Source organism: Bradyrhizobium sp. in8p8, from assembly GCF_000426845.1.
GTDB classification, from domain to species: domain Bacteria; phylum Pseudomonadota; class Alphaproteobacteria; order Rhizobiales; family Xanthobacteraceae; genus Bradyrhizobium; species Bradyrhizobium japonicum_C.
The window spans coordinates 302,785-319,228 of sequence record NZ_AUGD01000010.1 but is presented as its reverse complement, the minus strand read 5'-3'; the positions used below and the strand labels follow the sequence as shown (position 1 = coordinate 319,228).

At 64.9% G+C, this 16,444-nt stretch carries 14 protein-coding genes; 6 read left to right on the top strand and 8 right to left on the bottom strand.

Features of this window, described 5'->3' with window-relative positions; all coding sequences use genetic code 11:
• Nucleotides 1-26 precede the first annotated feature (26 nt).
• Together K408_RS0125555 and eno are read right to left on the bottom strand one after the other, a co-directional pair.
• Nucleotides 27-1,160: a zinc-binding dehydrogenase gene (locus K408_RS0125555; RefSeq protein WP_024341321.1), complete on the bottom strand. Its 1,134-nt coding sequence runs from the start codon at nucleotides 1,158-1,160 to the stop codon at nucleotides 27-29.
• A gap of 39 nt (nucleotides 1,161-1,199) precedes the next feature.
• Entirely contained in the window at nucleotides 1,200-2,483 is a 1,284-nt protein-coding gene (gene eno / locus K408_RS0125550; protein WP_024341320.1) for a phosphopyruvate hydratase, read from the bottom strand.
• Between the two features lie 127 nt (nucleotides 2,484-2,610).
• Here eno and queF point away from each other — a divergent pair, with 127 nt between their 5' ends.
• Nucleotides 2,611-3,099 (top strand): preQ(1) synthase, encoded by a 489-nt coding sequence (gene queF / locus K408_RS0125545; protein ID WP_024341319.1) that lies wholly within the window; start codon nucleotides 2,611-2,613, stop codon nucleotides 3,097-3,099.
• A 42-nt stretch (nucleotides 3,100-3,141) separates the two neighbouring features.
• Here the strand turns inward: queF and K408_RS0125540 are convergent, their stop codons facing one another.
• From K408_RS0125540 to tpiA, 6 genes are all read right to left on the bottom strand, one after another.
• A complete protein-coding gene (locus K408_RS0125540; RefSeq protein ID WP_024341318.1) occupies nucleotides 3,142-4,347 on the bottom strand; it encodes an MFS transporter in 1,206 nt (401 codons plus the stop codon).
• Nucleotides 4,347-5,195, bottom strand: coding sequence for a 3-deoxy-8-phosphooctulonate synthase (gene kdsA, locus K408_RS0125535; RefSeq protein WP_024341317.1), 849 nt, complete (start codon nucleotides 5,193-5,195; stop codon nucleotides 4,347-4,349). The genes K408_RS0125540 and kdsA overlap by 1 nt, the downstream gene beginning before the upstream one ends.
• 118 nt (nucleotides 5,196-5,313) lie before the next feature.
• On the bottom strand, nucleotides 5,314-5,640 hold the full coding sequence (locus K408_RS0125530) for an NIPSNAP family protein (RefSeq protein ID WP_024341316.1): 327 nt from the start codon (nucleotides 5,638-5,640) through the stop codon (nucleotides 5,314-5,316).
• 81 nt (nucleotides 5,641-5,721) lie between these two features.
• Nucleotides 5,722-7,353, bottom strand: coding sequence for a CTP synthase (gene pyrG / locus K408_RS0125525; protein ID WP_024341315.1), 1,632 nt, complete (start codon nucleotides 7,351-7,353; stop codon nucleotides 5,722-5,724).
• A gap of 166 nt (nucleotides 7,354-7,519) precedes the next feature.
• The gene (gene secG / locus K408_RS0125520; RefSeq protein WP_024341314.1) at nucleotides 7,520-7,903 is read right to left on the bottom strand and encodes a preprotein translocase subunit SecG; all 384 of its coding nucleotides are present in this window, start codon (nucleotides 7,901-7,903) and stop codon (nucleotides 7,520-7,522) included.
• 139 nt (nucleotides 7,904-8,042) lie between these two features.
• A complete protein-coding gene (gene tpiA, locus K408_RS0125515; protein ID WP_024341313.1) occupies nucleotides 8,043-8,798 on the bottom strand; it encodes a triose-phosphate isomerase in 756 nt (251 codons plus the stop codon).
• 221 nt (nucleotides 8,799-9,019) lie between these two features.
• On the opposite strand from tpiA, the gene K408_RS0125510 reads away from it, so the two are divergent.
• From K408_RS0125510 to K408_RS0125490, 5 genes are all read left to right on the top strand, one after another.
• Nucleotides 9,020-10,918 carry a SurA N-terminal domain-containing protein gene (locus K408_RS0125510; RefSeq protein ID WP_024341312.1) on the top strand — a complete coding sequence of 633 codons (1,899 nt, stop codon included), beginning with the start codon at nucleotides 9,020-9,022 and terminating at the stop codon, nucleotides 10,916-10,918.
• A 14-nt stretch (nucleotides 10,919-10,932) separates the two neighbouring features.
• Entirely contained in the window at nucleotides 10,933-11,946 is a 1,014-nt protein-coding gene (gene trpD, locus K408_RS0125505) for an anthranilate phosphoribosyltransferase (protein WP_024341311.1), read from the top strand.
• Between the two features lie 6 nt (nucleotides 11,947-11,952).
• Nucleotides 11,953-12,774 (top strand): indole-3-glycerol phosphate synthase TrpC, encoded by an 822-nt coding sequence (trpC, locus tag K408_RS0125500; protein ID WP_024341310.1) that lies wholly within the window; start codon nucleotides 11,953-11,955, stop codon nucleotides 12,772-12,774.
• Nucleotide 12,775: 1 nt separating this feature from the next.
• Nucleotides 12,776-13,309, top strand: a complete 534-nt coding sequence (gene moaC, locus K408_RS0125495; RefSeq protein ID WP_024341309.1) for a cyclic pyranopterin monophosphate synthase MoaC — start codon at nucleotides 12,776-12,778, stop codon at nucleotides 13,307-13,309.
• Between the two features lie 176 nt (nucleotides 13,310-13,485).
• Nucleotides 13,486-16,218, top strand: coding sequence for a bifunctional diguanylate cyclase/phosphodiesterase (locus tag K408_RS0125490; RefSeq protein WP_024341308.1), 2,733 nt, complete (start codon nucleotides 13,486-13,488; stop codon nucleotides 16,216-16,218).
• The last annotated feature ends 226 nt before the right edge of the window (nucleotides 16,219-16,444 follow it).

Here is a 16,444-nt window from a genome sequence, read left to right as displayed (position 1 = left end):
TGGTGACGTGCCGTCGCACGCCACGATTATTTATTTGGGTTGATGAGGAATTTTTCGCCGGTGGCGCGTTTGGCGTACACCGCGATGTTGGCGAGATCGAGCGCCTCGGGGAGCGAGACCACCTTGGTGTAGTGGCTGGCGAAGGTCGTCTTGAGCTCGGACGCCACGCGCTGGCGCAGGCGGCCGATCTCGGCAGGACCGATCTTCTGGAGGAACGGGGTGAGCAGCCAGCCGCCGACGCCCCAGCTCAGGCCGAAGGAACGGTTCAGCTCGGTCGGGCGCGGGTCGAGGCTGCCATAGATGTAGACCTGCTTGTACACGTTGGAGCCGTAGCGGCTGTATTCCTTCGCCGTCTTGTTGGCAGCGATCTCCATGGCCGTGAGGATCTGGCCCGCCAGCTTGCCGCCGCCGATGGCGTCGAAGGCGATCGTCGCGCCGGTCTCGACCAGCGCGTTGGTGAGATCGTCCATGAAGCTCGGTGCGCTGGAATCCACGACGTGTTTGGCACCGATCTTGTGCAGGATGTCGGCCTGCTCCTTGCTCCTGACGATGTTGACGAGACCAATGCCGTCCCTGATGCAGATCTTGTTGAGCATCTGGCCGAGATTGGAGGCGGCGGCCGTGTGCACGAGCGCCTTGTGGTTCTCCCGCCGCATCGTCTCGGTCATGCCCAGCGCGGTCAGCGGATTGACGAACCAGGAGGCACCGTCGGCGGCCGTGGTGCCCGCCGGCAGCTCCATGACGTCGCGGACCTTGAGCACGCGGTACTGCGTGTACATCGCGCCGCCGATCATCGACACCGTCTTGCCCATCAGCGCTTTGGCCGCGTCCGACGAGCCGGTCCGGATCACCGTGCCCGCGCCCTCGTTGCCGACCGGTAGCGACTGATCGAACCTCGCCGCCATCATCCGCATCGCTCCCTCCGGCATCCTGGCGGTGATGACCGGCATCTCCTTGGTGCCGGACGCCTTGGCGGCGGACATGTCGGCCGGGCCGATCAGGAGGCCGAGATCGGAGGGGTTGATTGGCGTCGCCTCGACGCGAACCACGACTTCATCGTCGGCCGGCTCCGGGGTCGGGACATTCACGAGGGACAATTCCAGCTCGCCGCTCTTCTTCAGCAGCGAACGCAATTCCAGTCCCGTGGTGCCGTCGCTCATGTCGATCCTCCCCTGTGGTTGTTTCCGTGAAGCGCTGGCTTATGCCAGCGCCTTCAGTGCCGCCTTGCCGCCATAGAGTGCCTGCTTGCCGAGCTGCTGCTCGATGCGCAGGAGCTGGTTGTATTTGGCGGTGCGGTCGGAACGTGCAAGGGAGCCGGTCTTGATCTGGCCGCAATTGGTGGCGACCGCGAGGTCGGCAATGGTGGAATCCTCGGTCTCGCCGGAGCGGTGCGACATCACCGAGGTGTAGCCGGCCTTGTGGGCCATCTCGACGGCAGCGAGCGTCTCGGTCAGCGTGCCGATCTGGTTGACCTTGATCAGGATCGAGTTGGCGCGGCCGGCCTTGATGCCCTCGGCAAGGCGCTTGACGTTGGTGACGAACAGATCGTCGCCGACCAGCTGGCACTTCTTGCCGATGAGGTCGGTGAGCTCCTTCCAGCCCTCCATGTCGTCTTCCGACATGCCGTCCTCGATGGTCACGATAGGATAGCGCGCGACCAGGTCTGCAAGATACTTGGCCTGGTCGGAGATCGAGCGGCTCTTGCCCTCGCCTTCATAGACATACTTTCCGTCCTTGAAGAACTCGGTCGAGGCGCAGTCGAGGCCGAGCATGATGTCGGTCCCCGCCTTGAAGCCGGCCTTGCCGATCGCGTTCATGACGAAGTCGAGCGCGGCGTCCGCCGACGGCAGGTTCGGGGCAAAGCCGCCCTCGTCGCCGACATTGGTGTTGTGGCCGGCCTTCTTTAGCTCCGACTTCAGGGTGTGGAAGACTTCAGCACCATAGCGCAGACCCTCGGCAAATGAGGATGCTCCGACCGGCAGGATCATGAACTCCTGGAAGTCGATCGGGTTGTCGGCATGCACGCCGCCATTGATGATGTTCATCATCGGCACCGGCAGGAGCCGCGCCGAGGTGCCGCCGACATAGCGATAGAGGGGCATGTCGAGCGAGTTCGCGGCCGCCTTGGCGCAGGCGAGCGAGACGCCGAGGATGGCGTTGGCGCCCAGCCGGCCTTTGTTTGGCGTGCCGTCGAGGTCGATCATGATCTGATCGATCTGGGCCTGCTGCTCGACGTCGAGACCGCTCAGCGCCTCGAAGATCTCGCCGTTGACGGCGCCGACCGCCTTGGTCACGCCCTTGCCGAGATAGCGCGCCTTGTCGCCGTCGCGCAGTTCCACGGCCTCATGGGCGCCGGTGGAGGCGCCCGACGGTACCGCCGCGCGACCGAGCGCACCGTCCTCCAGCACGACATCGACCTCGACCGTGGGATTGCCCCGGCTGTCGAGAATTTCGCGTCCGATGATGTCGATGATGGCGGTCATGAGGGCCTCTTTTCGGGAACACAAAGGGGGCGGTTGGCGGTGCTTCTACCGCAATGCATCGAAGCGGAAAAGGCCGGGTGACGGCCGCCGGATGATTGGCTAAGAGGGCCGCTCGGAGGCGGCCCTCATGTCGAAAAAGCCCAGCAAATCGAAGACCCCACGCCTGGACCCGGCTGCCCTGCAGCTCGGCCACGCCGTGGCATGGCCGGATGCGCCGGACAAGGCCCAGCTCGACCGCGTGCCCAATCCGCAAAGCGGCACCGATTATCTGGTGCGCTTCACCGTCCCGGAATTCACCTCGCTCTGCCCGGTCACGGGCCAGCCGGACTTCGCGCATCTGATGATCGACTACGCGCCGGGAGCCTGGCTGCTGGAGTCGAAATCGCTCAAGCTCTACATCGCGAGCTTCCGCAACCACGGCGCCTTCCACGAGGACTGCACCGTCATGATCGGCAAGCGCATCGCCAGCGAGATCAAGCCGAAATGGCTGCGCATCGGGGGCTATTGGTATCCGCGCGGCGGCATCCCGATCGACGTGTTCTGGCAGACCGGCCGCATACCGAAAGGCCTGTGGGTGCCGGAGCAGGGCGTCGCGCCCTATCGCGGGCGGGGCTAGAGTCTTTTTCCCCGCGCCCGTGATTTCGCACCCACGGCTTATCTAGCGCGCATCCGCCGGGGCACGCTGCTTGAGAAGCCGCGCGCAGAACAAGCCCAGTACCGCCATGATCAACGCGCTCGTGAACAGGGTCGGCATCTTGCCGGCATGCTGGAGTCCAAATCCATAGGCGAGCGGCCCCACAGTCTGCCCCATGAAGAAGAAGAACGAATGCAGCGACAGCGCGGTGGCGCGCGCCTCGACCGAAAGCTCGCTGGCGAACACCTGCAGACAGCCGTGTGCGATGTAGAAGCCCCATCCCATCACGATGAGGTTCAACGCCTGCACCTCCCAGCGCGGGCCGAAGGCGACGGCGATGAGCTGCGAAGCGACCAGCGTCATGCCTGCGATCATCATGCCCTTCACGCCGAGCCGCGGCAGCAGGCGCGACACCGTCAGCGTGTAGAACAGGCCGCCGACCGCAAAGCCCGCGATGACGATACCGGCGATCGACAGCGAGGTCTGGCCGAGATCGAACAGGAACGAGGCAATGTAGGGAAACAGGCCCAGCACGCAGCAGCCTTCGATGAACACCGCCGAGTAGCAGACATAGGCGTTCGGGTTGGTGAAGATGGTGCGATAGCCGGCCTTCAACGCCGACAGGCTCGTCTTCGGCGGATGCTTGACCTTGGCGCCTCGAAAGCCGGCGGCAACCGCGATCGACGCCACGATCACGATCGCACCGAGCACCGCCAGCACGCCGCGCCAGCCGAGAAAATCGCCGATCAGGCCGGAGGCCGAGGCGCCGAGCAGATTTCCGGTCATGGCGCCTGCAAGCGTGCGGCTGATCGCGACCTGGCGCTTGTCGGGACCGACGAGATCGCTGGTGAGACTCAGCGCCACCGGAAAAACCCCGCCTGAACCGATGCCGGCGAGGATGCGGGTCGCAAACAGGACCGAAAACGAGGTCGAGAACGCACCCAGGATGTTGGCGAGGCCAAGCAGCGCGAGGCAGCCGATCATCAGCCGCGTCTTGCCGAACAGGTCGGCGGCGGCGCCGATGATCGGCTGGATGATCGAGAAGGTGAAAGCGAACACCGCGGCGAAGCCCGCAGCGGTGGCGATGCTGACGCCAAAATCCTCGGCGACGTGCGGCAGCACCGGATCGAGCGCGCGAGCCGAGAGTGCCGCGGCGAAGCTCGCGCCTGATATGACGTAGAGCGCTGCCGGCAAGCCCTGATCGTGCGACCGCGTCTCGCCTTGCTGCATCAGCGCGGGTTCTTCGCCAGCGCGTCGAACGCCATCAGCCTGGCGATCAGCCCCTCGAACTCGCGCAGCGGCACCATGTTGGGCCCGTCAGAGGGCGCCCGGTCGGGGTCGGGATGGGTCTCGATGAAGACACCGGCAACGCCGACGGCAACGGCCGCGCGCGCAAGCACCGGGACGAACTCCCGTTCGCCACCCGACGAGGCCCCCTTCCCGCCCGGCTGCTGCACCGAATGGGTGGCGTCGAAGATGACCGGCGCGCCGGTGGTGCGTGCCAGGATCGGCAGCGCGCGCATGTCGGAGACCAGCGTGTTGTAGCCGAAGGAGACACCGCGCTCGGTGACGAGCACGTTGGAATTATCAGCGGTCGTGATCTTCGCGACGACATTCGCCATGTCCCACGGCGCCAGGAACTGGCCCTTCTTGACGTTGACGACCTTGCCGGTCGCGGCCGCCGCAAGCAGCAAGTCAGTCTGCCGGCACAGGAAGGCTGGAATCTGCAGGATGTCGACCGCCTGGGCCACCTCGGCGCATTGCGCGGCCTCGTGCACGTCGGTCAGGACAGGCAGGCCCAGCGAGGCGCGGATCTCGGCGAAGATCGGCAGCGACTGCGCAAGGCCCAGCCCGCGCGCCGCTGACGCGCTGGTGCGGTTGGCCTTGTCGAAGGAGGTCTTGTAGACGAGGCCGATGTTGAGCCGCGCGGCGATCTCCTTCAGCGCAGAGGCCACTTCAAGCGCATGCTGGCGGCTTTCGAGCTGGCAGGGTCCGGCAATGATCGAGATCGGCAGATCGTTGCCGAACTTGACCGTGCCAATGGTGACGACCGGCGCCGCTGACGTCGAAGAGCTCAAGGCAGATCCCTCGTTTCGGCGCGACCATAGCCGTGATGAGGGTCGGATCAACCCTCTTCCGCCCGGGCCGTACGAATAACAGGGTTGCGCCAGGGCTCACCGCTGCCGTGGGCTGCGCTTACCTCACGGCCGAGAAGGCGGTCGGCGCCAGAATCTGGCTGACGATGTTGCCGACGATCTGGCCGTCCGCTTCCGACTTTGCCCGCGCCTCGAGCCAATCCGGATCGGTCATGAACGCGCCCCACTTCTTCTCGCGCTCGGCGAGCGAGTCCCAGGCCAGGAAATAGGTCAGCTCCTGGTTTGACTCACCGATCAGCGTCGTGAAGAAGCCGGCCTGCTTGATGCCGTGCTTTTCCCAGAGCTTGAGCGTGATGGCTTCGAATCGCTTCAGGAGCGCCGGCAGCCGGCCGGGCACGCAGCGATAGACGCGCATTTCGTAGATCATCGAAGTTCACTCCCTGCTCTGTTGTTCTTGCGCAGGGAGTTGTCGCAACAATCCGCGCGGTCGTCAAAGGTCGGAGAAGCGTTACACCAGCCGACTCTGCTTCGCCGCCGCCTCGATGAACGAGGCGAATAGCGGGTGCGGCTCGAACGGCCGCGACTTCAGCTCGGGATGGAACTGGACGCCGATGAACCAGGGATGATCCTCGTACTCGACGATCTCAGGCAGCACGCCGTCCGGCGACAGACCCGAAAATTTCAAGCCGTGCTGCTCGAGACGATCCTTGTAGGCGGTGTTGACCTCATAGCGGTGGCGGTGCCGCTCGGAAATCTCGGTGGCGCCGCCATAGACCTGCGACACCCGGCTGCCGCGATTGAGCGCCGCCGGATACGCGCCGAGCCGCATCGTCCCGCCGAGGTCGCCGGCCTGCGAGCGTTTCTCCAGCTCGTTGCCGCGCAGCCATTCCGTCATCAGGCCGACCAGCGGCTCCTTGGTTGGGCCGAACTCGGTGGAGTTGGCATCCTCGATTCCGACGAGGTTTCGTGCGGCCTCGATCACCGCCATCTGCATACCGAAGCAGATGCCGAAATACGGCACGTCGCGCTCGCGCGCGAACTGCGCCGCCTTGATCTTGCCCTCCGCGCCGCGCTGGCCGAAGCCGCCCGGCACCAGGATGCCATTGACGTGCTCGAGGAACGGCGCCGGATCCTCTTTCTCGAAGATCTCGCTCTCGATCCAGTCGAGATTGACCTTCACCTTGTTGGCGATGCCGCCATGCGAGAGCGCTTCGATCAGCGACTTATAGGCATCCTTCATGCCGGTGTATTTGCCGACGATGGCGATGGTAACGTTGCCCTCGGGATTGCGGATGCGCTCGTTGATCTCCCGCCAGCTGCGCAGCTCCGGCGGGATCCGCGAGGCAATGCCGAAGGCGGCGAGCACCTCGTCGTCGAGCCCGGCGTCGTGGTAGGCCTCGGGAACGGCATAGATGTTGTCGACGTCGCGGGCCTCGATCACGGCGCTTTCGCGCACGTTGCAGAACAGCCCGAGCTTGCGCCGCTCTTCCTTCGGGATCTCGCGGTCGGTGCGGCAGAGCAGGATGTCCGGCTGGATGCCGATCGAGCGCAGCTCCTTCACCGAGTGCTGCGTCGGCTTGGTCTTCAATTCGCCGGCGCTCGGAATGTAAGGCAGCAGCGTCAGATGGATATAGACGGCATGGTCGCGCGGCAGCTCGTTCTTGAGCTGGCGGATCGCCTCGAAGAACGGCAGTCCCTCGATGTCGCCGACGGTTCCGCCGATCTCGACCAGCACGAAGTCGAACTCGTCATTGCCTTCGAGGACGAATTCCTTGATGGCGTTGGTGACGTGCGGAACCACCTGAATGGTTGCGCCGAGATAATCGCCGCGACGCTCCTTGGAGATGATGTCCTGGTAGATGCGCCCCGTGGTGATGTTGTCGGCCTTGGTCGCTGGCCGGCCGGTGAAGCGCTCGTAGTGACCGAGGTCGAGATCGGTCTCCGCGCCGTCATCGGTCACGAACACTTCGCCGTGCTGATACGGCGACATCGTTCCGGGATCGAGGTTGAGATAGGGATCGAGCTTGCGGAGGCGGACCTTGTAGCCCCGGGCCTGCAGCAGGGCACCCAGTGCCGCTGAAGCCAGACCCTTGCCGAGCGAAGAAACCACGCCGCCGGTGATGAATATGTACCGCGCCATGGGACTTAACCTCTAATCCCCTACATTCGATTCGCCAAAGCGATTCGTATTCCGCCCCAAAGATTTTGCGGGCCTGTGGGTGAGCCAGAACTAAGAGTGGTGACAGTGCCTTGATGGGGATTGTTGATGCAGGACGGTAGCAGCCACCCTGCATGGCCCCCCTGCTTTATTGCGAACGCGGCACCTGCGGACCTGACGGCGCCTGGTTCTGCTGCTGCTCGTCGGCCTTCTTCAGCGAATCCAGGATGCCGCCCGAGGTGGGCGGCGCGATCGGCGATCCGCCGGCCGGCTGGGTCTGCGACGGCTGGCCGATGATCGACGACGGCGCCCGGTTGTAACCAGCGTACCAGGAGAGGAACAGGCTGGTGATGAAGAAGCCCACCGCCAGGATGGCAGTGGTCCGCGTCAGAAGGTTCGCCGTACCGCGGCTCGACATGAAGCCGGCGCCTCCGCCCATGCCGAGGCCGCCGCCTTCCGACTTCTGCAGCAGGACGGCGCCAATCATGACGGCGACGATCATGAGGTGGATGACGATGACAACGGTCTGCATGATATCCTTCCGTCACAAGCGGGCGGCGCCTGACGGCGGCCGATCGCGCTTCGCGGGGTTGTCCTGAAGTTGCGCGGTGTTACACGATCGGGAGGGCTATTGCCACCCCCGATCGGTCCGACCAATGGTTTGGGTTTAGCTAAGGGCAGCCCTTGGCAATGGCAAGGAAATCGGCCGCTTTCAGGCTCGCGCCGCCGACCAGGGCGCCGTTGACGTTCTTCACCGCCATCAGCTCGGCCGCATTCGACGGTTTGACCGAGCCGCCGTAGAGAATCCGCATCTTGGTCCCCTCGTCCTTGAACCTGGAGGTCAGGAGTTCCCGGATAAAGCCATGAATCTGCTCGACATCCTGGGCCGTGGGGGTCAGGCCGGTGCCGATCGCCCAGACCGGCTCATAGGCGACGATCAGATTCGCGGCGGTCGAGCCGTCCGGCAGCGAGCCGCCGAGCTGGCCACGCAGAATGTCCAGCGTCTGCCCGGCGTCGCGCTGGGCCTGCGTCTCGCCGATGCAGACGATCGCCGCCGCCCCGGCCCGCCAGGCGGCTTCCGCCTTCTGCCTGACGAGAGCGTCGCTCTCGCCATGATCGGCGCGGCGCTCGGAATGGCCAACGATGATGGCGTTTGCACCCGCGTCCACCAGCATTTCGGCGGCGACATCGCCGGTATGGGCGCCGGAGGCCTTGGGGTGGCAATCCTGGGCTCCGACCGCAACCTTCTTGCCGCGCGCCTTGTCGGCGAAGGCGGCGATCAGGGTCGCCGGCGGGCAGACCAGGAGATCGGCCTTGCCGGCCACGTCTGCCGCGCCGCTGAGCATGGCGTCGAATTCGGCAGCCTGGGCCCTGAGGCCGTTCATTTTCCAGTTGCCGGCGATCAGCGGTCGGATGGCGTCGGTCATGTCATTTCCAGCAGGATGAGGGTTTGCGCATGCGCTAGCAGAGCTGCCGCGGCAGTTCCAGACCTAGAGGCCTTTAACCGCAGGCTCGAAGCGGCGCCCGAGGCGAGGTTGCGGGGGGAAAGCCGCCACTTTATGATGATTGATCAATTTGGTGACGCGCTTTTGCGGAATCTGCATTAAGACGCGCTCCGTTCCCCTCCTGACCAAACAAGTTGGACCAAATGCTTCGAGGAATGCGCAAGGCCTCATCAAACTGGCTCGGCAAGACCATTATGGCCATGGTGATGGGCGTGTTGATCATCAGTTTCGGCATTTGGGGCATCGCCGACATTTTCAAGGGCTTCGGGCAGTCCACGGTGGCCAAGGTCGGCAGCACCGAGATCTCTCTCAACGAGTTCCGCCAGATCTACACCGACCGGCTACAGCAGATCAGCCGCCAGTTCGGCCGTCCGTTGACGCCCGACCAGGCGCGTGCCTTCGGCATCGATCGCCAGGTGCTCCAGCAGACCATCGCCGAAGCCGCCCTCGACGAGGAGGCGCGCAGGCTCGGGCTCGGCCAGTCGGACGAGCAGATCCGCCACGTCATCATGAACGATCCCAACTTCAAGGGCGTCGGCGGAAACTTCGATGCGAACCGCTTTCAGGCCGTGATCCGCAATTTCGGCTACACCGAGCAGCGCTACGTTGCCGAGCAGCGCAAGGTGTCGCTGCGCCGGCAGATCACCGGCACCATCGGTGCCGGCATCGAGCCGCCGAAGACCATGATCGACATGCTGACGCGCTACCAGAACGAACAACGCTCGATCGAATTCGTCCGGCTCGACGCGGCTCAGGCCGGGACCATCGACCCGCCCTCGCCCGAGGCGCTCGCCGCCTATTTCGAGGATCATAAGGTCCAATTCCGGGCGCCCGAATACCGCAAGATCGCCTTCGTCGTGGTCTCGCCGGAGGACATCGGCAAATGGACCGAGGTGTCGGACGAGGATGCCAAGAAGGTGTTCGAACAGCGCAAGGACCGGCTCGGCACGCCGGAGAAGCGCCAGATCCAGCAGATCGTGTTTCCGAACGTCGCCGAAGCGCAAGCCGCACGCGAGCGCCTCGTCAGCGGGACGTCGTTCGAGGATCTCGGCAAGGAACGCGGGCTGAGCGCGTCCGACATCGACCTCGGGCTCGTGACCAAGTCTTCGCTCACGCCTGCCGTCGGAGATGCCGCCTTCGCGCTTCCCGTCGGCGAGATCAGCCAGCCGATCCAGAGCGGGCTCGGCGTCGCGATCGTCAAGGTCGACAAGATCGAGCCGGGCAAGGAGGCCGACTACGCCAGCCTTGCCGGCGACATCAAACGTGAGATCGCGACCGAGCGTGCGCGCGTCAAGGTCGCCGATCTCCGCGACAAGATGGAAGACGAGCGCGGCGGCGGCTCCAGCGTGATCGACGCGGCGCAGAAGCTCGGCCTCACCGCGGTGACCATCGACGCCGTCGACCGCTCCGGCCGCGCCCCGGACGGCCAGCCGGTCGCCAACATCCCGCAGGGCCTCGACGTTGTATCGCAGGCCTTCAACACCGATGTCGGCGTCGACAGCGATGCGATCTCCTACAAGGGCGGCTATGTCTGGTACGACGTGCTCGCCATCACGCCCTCGCGAGACCGCAATCTCGACGAGGTCCGAGACCAAGTCGAGGCGCGCTGGCGCCAGGACCAGATCGCAGCCAAGCTGAAGACGAAGGCGACCGAGATGGTGCAGAAGCTCGAAGCGGGCGGCAAGCTCGCGGATGAGGCCGCCGCGATCGGCGTCAAGGTCGAGACCGCGACCGGATTCAAGCGCGACGATTCTCCGGCCGGCGTGCCCGGCACGGTCGTCGCGGCGGCTTTCCGTACCGCCAAGGATGGCGTCGGACAGACGGCCGTGAGCGGCGGCAGCGAGGTGATCGTCTTCCGCGTCACCGACATCGTCGAACCCGCGGTCGACGTCGCCTCCGATGCGGTCAAGAAGCTGAAGGAGAGCCTCGACCGGGCCCAGACCGAGGAACAGGTCGCCTCCTACATCAACAAGCTCGAAGCCGACATCGGGACCACCATCAATCAGGCCGCCTTCGCGCAGGTGACCGGCGCGAACCAGTGAGTTGAAAGCACGCGATGGACGACCTGAAATCGATCATTGGAAAAGTCGCGACTGGTGCCAGCCTGTCGCGCGACGAAGCCGCTTCCGCCTTCGATGCCATGATGAGCGGCGAGGCCACACCGTCGCAGATGGGCGGCCTGTTGATGGCGCTGCGGGTGCGCGGCGAGACCGTTGACGAGATCACCGGCGCCGTCGCGGCGATGCGCTCCAAGATGCTGACCGTGACGGCCCCGCCCGAAGCGGTCGACATCGTCGGCACCGGCGGCGACGGCTCGGGCTCGGTCAACGTCTCGACCTGCGCCGCCTTCATCGTCTCGGGCGCCGGCGTGCCGGTGGCCAAGCACGGCAACCGCGCGCTGTCGTCGCGCTCGGGGGCCGCCGACGTGCTGGCCTCGCTCGGCGTCAAGATCGACCTGAAGCCTGAGCAGGTCGGGCGCTGCGTGCGCGAATGCGGCATCGGCTTCATGTTCGCCCCCGCCCACCATCCCGCCATGAAGAACGTCGGTCCGACCCGGGTCGAGCTTGCCACGCGCACGATCTTCAATCTGCTCGGCCCTCTCTCCAACCCGGCCGGCGTGAAGCGGCAGATGGTTGGCGTGTTCTCCAGGCAATGGGTGCAACCGCTGGCACAGGTGCTGAAGAACCTCGGCTCGGAATCTGCATGGGTGGTGCACGGCACCGACGGTCTCGACGAGATCACCCTCACCGGCCCGACCTTCGTGTCCGCGCTCCACAATGGCGAGATCCGGAATTTCGAGGTGACCCCCGAGGAGGCCGGGCTCTCGCGTTGCGAGGCCGGCGCGCTTAAGGGCGGTGACGCCGATGCCAATGCGGTCGCGCTGCAAAGCGTGCTCGACGGCAAGCCGAGCCCCTACCGCGACGTCGCTCTGATCAATGCTGCCGCCGCGCTGGTCGTGGCCGGCCGTGCCAAGGACCTCAAGGAGGGCGTCGCGATCGGCGCCCGTTCGATCGACAGCGGCGCGGCCAACGCGAAGCTGAAGCACCTGGTGGCAGTCTCCAACAGCTGAATGCGCATGTCGGACATCCTGACCAAGATCGAAACCTACAAGCGCGACGAGATCGCTGCCGCCAAGTGCGCACAGCCGCTCTCGGACCTCGAGGCGAAGGCGAAGGCGCAAGCCGCGCCACGCGGCTTCGTGCGGGCGATCAAGGCCAAGCACGCGCATGGCGATTTCGCGCTGATCGCCGAGATCAAAAAAGCTTCACCTTCCAAAGGTCTCATTCGCGCTGATTTCGACCCGCCGGCACTCGCGAGAGCCTACGAGGCCGGCGGCGCAGCCTGCCTTTCGGTGCTGACCGACACACCCTCCTTCCAGGGGCATCTCGACTTCATGGTGGCGGCGCGCGCGGCGACGTCGCTGCCGGTGCTGCGCAAGGACTTCATGTTCGACACCTACCAGGTGGTCGAGGCCCGCGCCCACGGCGCCGACTGCATCCTGATCATCATGGCGGCGCTCGACGATGCCGCCGCGAAGGACATCGAAGATGCCGCCATCGCCTATGGCATGGACGTGCTGATCGAAATCCACGATCGCGCCGAGCTCGAACGGGCGCTGAAGCTGCGATCCCAGATGATCGGCGTCAACAACCGCAATTTGCGCACCTTCGAGACTACGCTTGCGACCAGCGAGCTGCTGGCACCACTGATCCCTCAGCAACGGCTGATGGTCGGCGAGAGCGGTATCTTCACGCCCGAAGATCTCACCCGCCTCGAGCGCGTCGGCATGTCGACGTTCCTGGTCGGTGAAAGCCTGATGCGCCAGGCCGACGTCACTGCCGCGACGCACGCGCTGCTCGCGCGCAAGACCGCGGCGCATGCGGCGGGCACGCGCTGACATGGCGCGCAAGCCGGCCAAAGCGAATCCGGCCAAGACGAGGGCGGCCACATCCAAGGCCGGCCCTGCGCTCACCCATATCGGCGCCTCCGGCGAGGCCAGGATGGTCGACGTCTCGGACAAGCCCGCGACGGAGCGCCTTGCCGTCGCGGAAGGGCGCGTCGTCATGACCAAGGCAACGCTCGACCTGATCGTATCCGGCAACGCCAAGAAGGGCGACGTGCTCGGCACCGCGCGCATCGCCGGCATCATGGCGGCCAAGCGCACCTCGGAGCTGATCCCGCTCTGCCATCCGCTAGCGCTGTCCAAGGTGACGGTCGAGATCGAGCCTGACGTCAAACTGCCGGGCTGCCTCGTTCGCGCCAGCGTGAAGGTGACCGGCCCGACCGGCGTCGAGATGGAGGCGCTCACGGCCGTCTCGGTCGCGTGCCTCACCATCTACGACATGATCAAGGCGGTCGAGCGCGGCGTACGCATCGAGGGCATCCATCTCGTCGAGAAGCTCGGCGGCAAGTCCGGCCATTATCGCGCCTGAAGCACGCTCGCCCTGGAGTGCTCAGCCCTCGTGCCGGCACTGGATCGCCTTTGCGCGCAATCGTTCACGCTTCGTTAACCGCGCTTCCTAACTTTACCTCCACACCGTCCCCGTAAACCAACGGATGTCTTCAGGGTCATGAATTGATCCTGACGTGTGCGCGGCAATGATCCAGCATGAAGATGAAATTCGGAAGTCGTCTCTTTGACCAAATCTTCGTGCGCAGCGGACCGATCCGTTGGCTGGTGGCGGGCGGCACGCTTCTGATCGCAACCATCGCCATCGGCTCGGTCCTGATGGCGCAGAACTTCCGGGAGCGGGCGCTGCGCAACTCCAGCCGCGAGCTGGAGAATACCGTGCTGCTGCTCGCTCATCATTTCGATCAGCAATTGCAGGATTTCGGGGTCATCCAGAAAGCCTTCATCGATCATGTCCGCTCGATTGGAATCACGACCGGAGAGCAGTATCGTACGCGCCTCTCGGGCGAGGACGTTCACCGAATGCTGCGGTCGAAGATCGAGGCCCTGCCCTACATCGGAGGCGTCAACGTCATCGATGCCGAGGGCAATCTGATCAATTCGTCGACGGCATGGCCAGCCCCAAAAGTGAACGTTGCCGACCGCGCCTACTTCCGCACCTTCAAGTACGACCCCTTTTCGCCTGACGTGCTGATCGAGCCGCTGTATAGCCGCCTCTCCGGTGCCTGGACCATTCTGGTAGCCCGCAGAATCGTCGGTCCCGGTGGCGAGTTCCTCGGTGTCGTCGGTCGCGGCATCGAGCCCGCCAATTTCGAGAAATTCTTCGCCTCCGTCGTGCTCGGCGACGGCGCGACCATCTCGATGCTGCATCGGGACGGCACGCTGCTCGCCCGCTATCCGCACTCCCGCGAATTGATGGGACGGAACTTCAAGACCGGCCCGTTCGAGCACCAGAGGGTGTTCGGGCTGGATCATTTTGCCGGCCGCTTTACGAGTCCCGTCGACGGCGAGGACCGGCTGATCTCCTCGCGGGCCCTGCCCCACTTCCCGATCCTGATGATGGCCACCACGACGCGCGCGTCGGCCCTGACGGACTGGCGCGAGCAAATCGGAATTCTGACGTCGGTCGCCGCCTCGTCCGCGCTCGCCATCGCAGGCGTGCTGATCGCGGTCGTGCGCAAGCTGCTTGAGCAGCACCGCCTTTCCCGCGAACGGCTGACGCTGGAAAAGCAACGGCTCGATCACGCCGTCAACAACATGACGCAAGGCCTCTTGCTGTTCGATTCCGAGCGGCGGCTCGTGGTCTGCAACCAGCGCTACATCGAGATGTACGGACTGTCGCCTGACATCGTGAAACCCGGCTCCAGCTTCCACGACATCATCGCCCATCGCAAGGCGACCGGCTCGTTCACCGGCGACGTCGACGCTTACGTCGCGCTCGTGCTGAAGGACATCCATGTCCGCAACTCCATGGTGGTCGACACCGCCGACGGCCGGTCGATCCACATCCTCAATGAACCGCTTGCGGACGGCGGCTGGGTCGCGACCCATGAGGACATCACGGAGCGCCGCCGCATCGAGGAGCGCATCACCCATCTCGCCCACTACGACTCGCTGACGGATCTGCCCAACCGCACCATGTTCCATGAGCATCTGCGCGGAGAGCTGGCTGCGCTCCGCGACGGCGAGCAGATTGCCGTGCACTACATCGACATCGACGAATTCAAGGGCGTTAACGACGCGCTTGGCCATCTCGTGGGCGACGAGCTCTTGAAATCGGTGGCCACGAACCTTCGCCGCTGTGCGGGCCCCGCCGATTTCGTGGCGCGGCTCGGCGGCGACGAGTTCGCCATTGTGCAAAGCGCTGTGACGTCATCGGACCGGGTCAGCGAACTCGTCGCGCGGGTTTTCGAAGCCATCCGCACGCCGTTCGACTGCATGGGCCACCATCTCACCAGCGATGCCAGCATCGGTATTGCGCTCGCGCCGGAACACGGCACGGTGCTCGATCAGATCCTCAAGAACGCGGACATGGCAATGTATGCGGCCAAGTCTGCCGGACGCCGCACCTATCGTTTCTTCGAGCCGGAGATGGATGCCAAGGTCCGCGAGCGCCGCCAGCTCGAGAGCGACCTGCGCCACGCCCTTGCCCAAGGGGGTCTGGAAGGCGGGCTCGAGGTCTACTACCAACCCTGTCTCGGCTTGAAGGACGACCGCATCACCGGCTGCGAGGCGCTGGTGCGCTGGCGCCACCCCGGGCGCGGCTGGGTCTCGCCTGCCGAATTCATCCCCATCGCGGAGGACACCGGCCTGATCAACGAGATCGGCGAGTGGGTGCTGGCGACCGCGTGCCGGGATGCAGCAAACTGGCCCGACGACATCCGCCTCGCGGTCAACGTCTCTCCGGTGCAGTTCAAGAGCGGCACGCTGGCGCTCAAGATCATGGCGGCGCTCGCCGCCTCGAACCTGCCGGCGAGCCGGCTCGAGCTCGAGATCACCGAGGCGGTCCTGATCCGTGACGACGATGCCGCGCTCGCGATCCTGCACCAGCTCCGCGCCATCGGCGTGCGCATCGCGCTCGACGATTTCGGCACCGGCTACTCATCGCTGAGCTATCTTCACCGCTTCCCGTTCGACAAGATCAAGATCGATCGCTGTTTCGTCGACGATATCGCCCGCCCCGACGGCTCCGCCAGCATCGTTCAGGCCGTGGTCAATTTGGCGGCCGCCCGGCGCATGACTACCACGGCCGAGGGCGTCGAGACCGAGGAGCAGCAGCGCCTGCTTCGCACGCTCGGCTGCTCGGAGATGCAGGGCTATCTGTTCAGCGCCGCCAGGCCCGCCGACAAGATGCTGGAACTGTTCGCGCTGCACCGCAGCCGGCTCGCCCGGCGCGAAGGCAGCGAGCGCCGCCGGCGCGAGGCCGGTTAGTCCTGTGCTCATAACGCGAATCCGTTAGCTTGCCAAACGTGATTTAGTTCTTCCGGTAATTTAGAACGAGACATAGCGCGGTTCGACCGGAGCGACCGAGAAAGGGGTTTTGGTCAAGCCTCTTTTGATCAAGCCGTTGCAGCAAATAACTCACGTGGTGTCGCGCGGGCGGACGACCGTCGGGTTCTCAACGGCATCCTTTATGTGCTTCGGATGTACTCGAACG

Excerpts from the sequence above, each read along its gene's own strand:
- K408_RS0125555 (WP_024341321.1), bottom strand. The coding sequence starts at position 1,160 with ATGAGCGACGGCACCACGGGACTGGAATTGCGTTCGCTGCTGAAGAAG.
- eno (WP_024341320.1), bottom strand. The coding sequence starts at position 2,483 with ATGACCGCCATCATCGACATCATCGGACGCGAAATTCTCGACAGCCGG.
- queF (WP_024341319.1), top strand. The coding sequence starts at position 2,611 with ATGTCGAAAAAGCCCAGCAAATCGAAGACCCCACGCCTGGACCCGGCT.
- K408_RS0125540 (WP_024341318.1), bottom strand. The coding sequence starts at position 4,347 with ATGCAGCAAGGCGAGACGCGGTCGCACGATCAGGGCTTGCCGGCAGCG.
- K408_RS0125530 (WP_024341316.1), bottom strand. The coding sequence starts at position 5,640 with ATGATCTACGAAATGCGCGTCTATCGCTGCGTGCCCGGCCGGCTGCCG.
- pyrG (WP_024341315.1), bottom strand. The coding sequence starts at position 7,353 with ATGGCGCGGTACATATTCATCACCGGCGGCGTGGTTTCTTCGCTCGGC.
- secG (WP_024341314.1), bottom strand. The coding sequence starts at position 7,903 with ATGCAGACCGTTGTCATCGTCATCCACCTCATGATCGTCGCCGTCATG.
- tpiA (WP_024341313.1), bottom strand. The coding sequence starts at position 8,798 with ATGACCGACGCCATCCGACCGCTGATCGCCGGCAACTGGAAAATGAAC.
- K408_RS0125510 (WP_024341312.1), top strand. The coding sequence starts at position 9,020 with ATGCTTCGAGGAATGCGCAAGGCCTCATCAAACTGGCTCGGCAAGACC.
- trpD (WP_024341311.1), top strand. The coding sequence starts at position 10,933 with ATGGACGACCTGAAATCGATCATTGGAAAAGTCGCGACTGGTGCCAGC.
- trpC (WP_024341310.1), top strand. The coding sequence starts at position 11,953 with ATGTCGGACATCCTGACCAAGATCGAAACCTACAAGCGCGACGAGATC.
- moaC (WP_024341309.1), top strand. The coding sequence starts at position 12,776 with ATGGCGCGCAAGCCGGCCAAAGCGAATCCGGCCAAGACGAGGGCGGCC.
- K408_RS0125490 (WP_024341308.1), top strand. The coding sequence starts at position 13,486 with ATGAAGATGAAATTCGGAAGTCGTCTCTTTGACCAAATCTTCGTGCGC.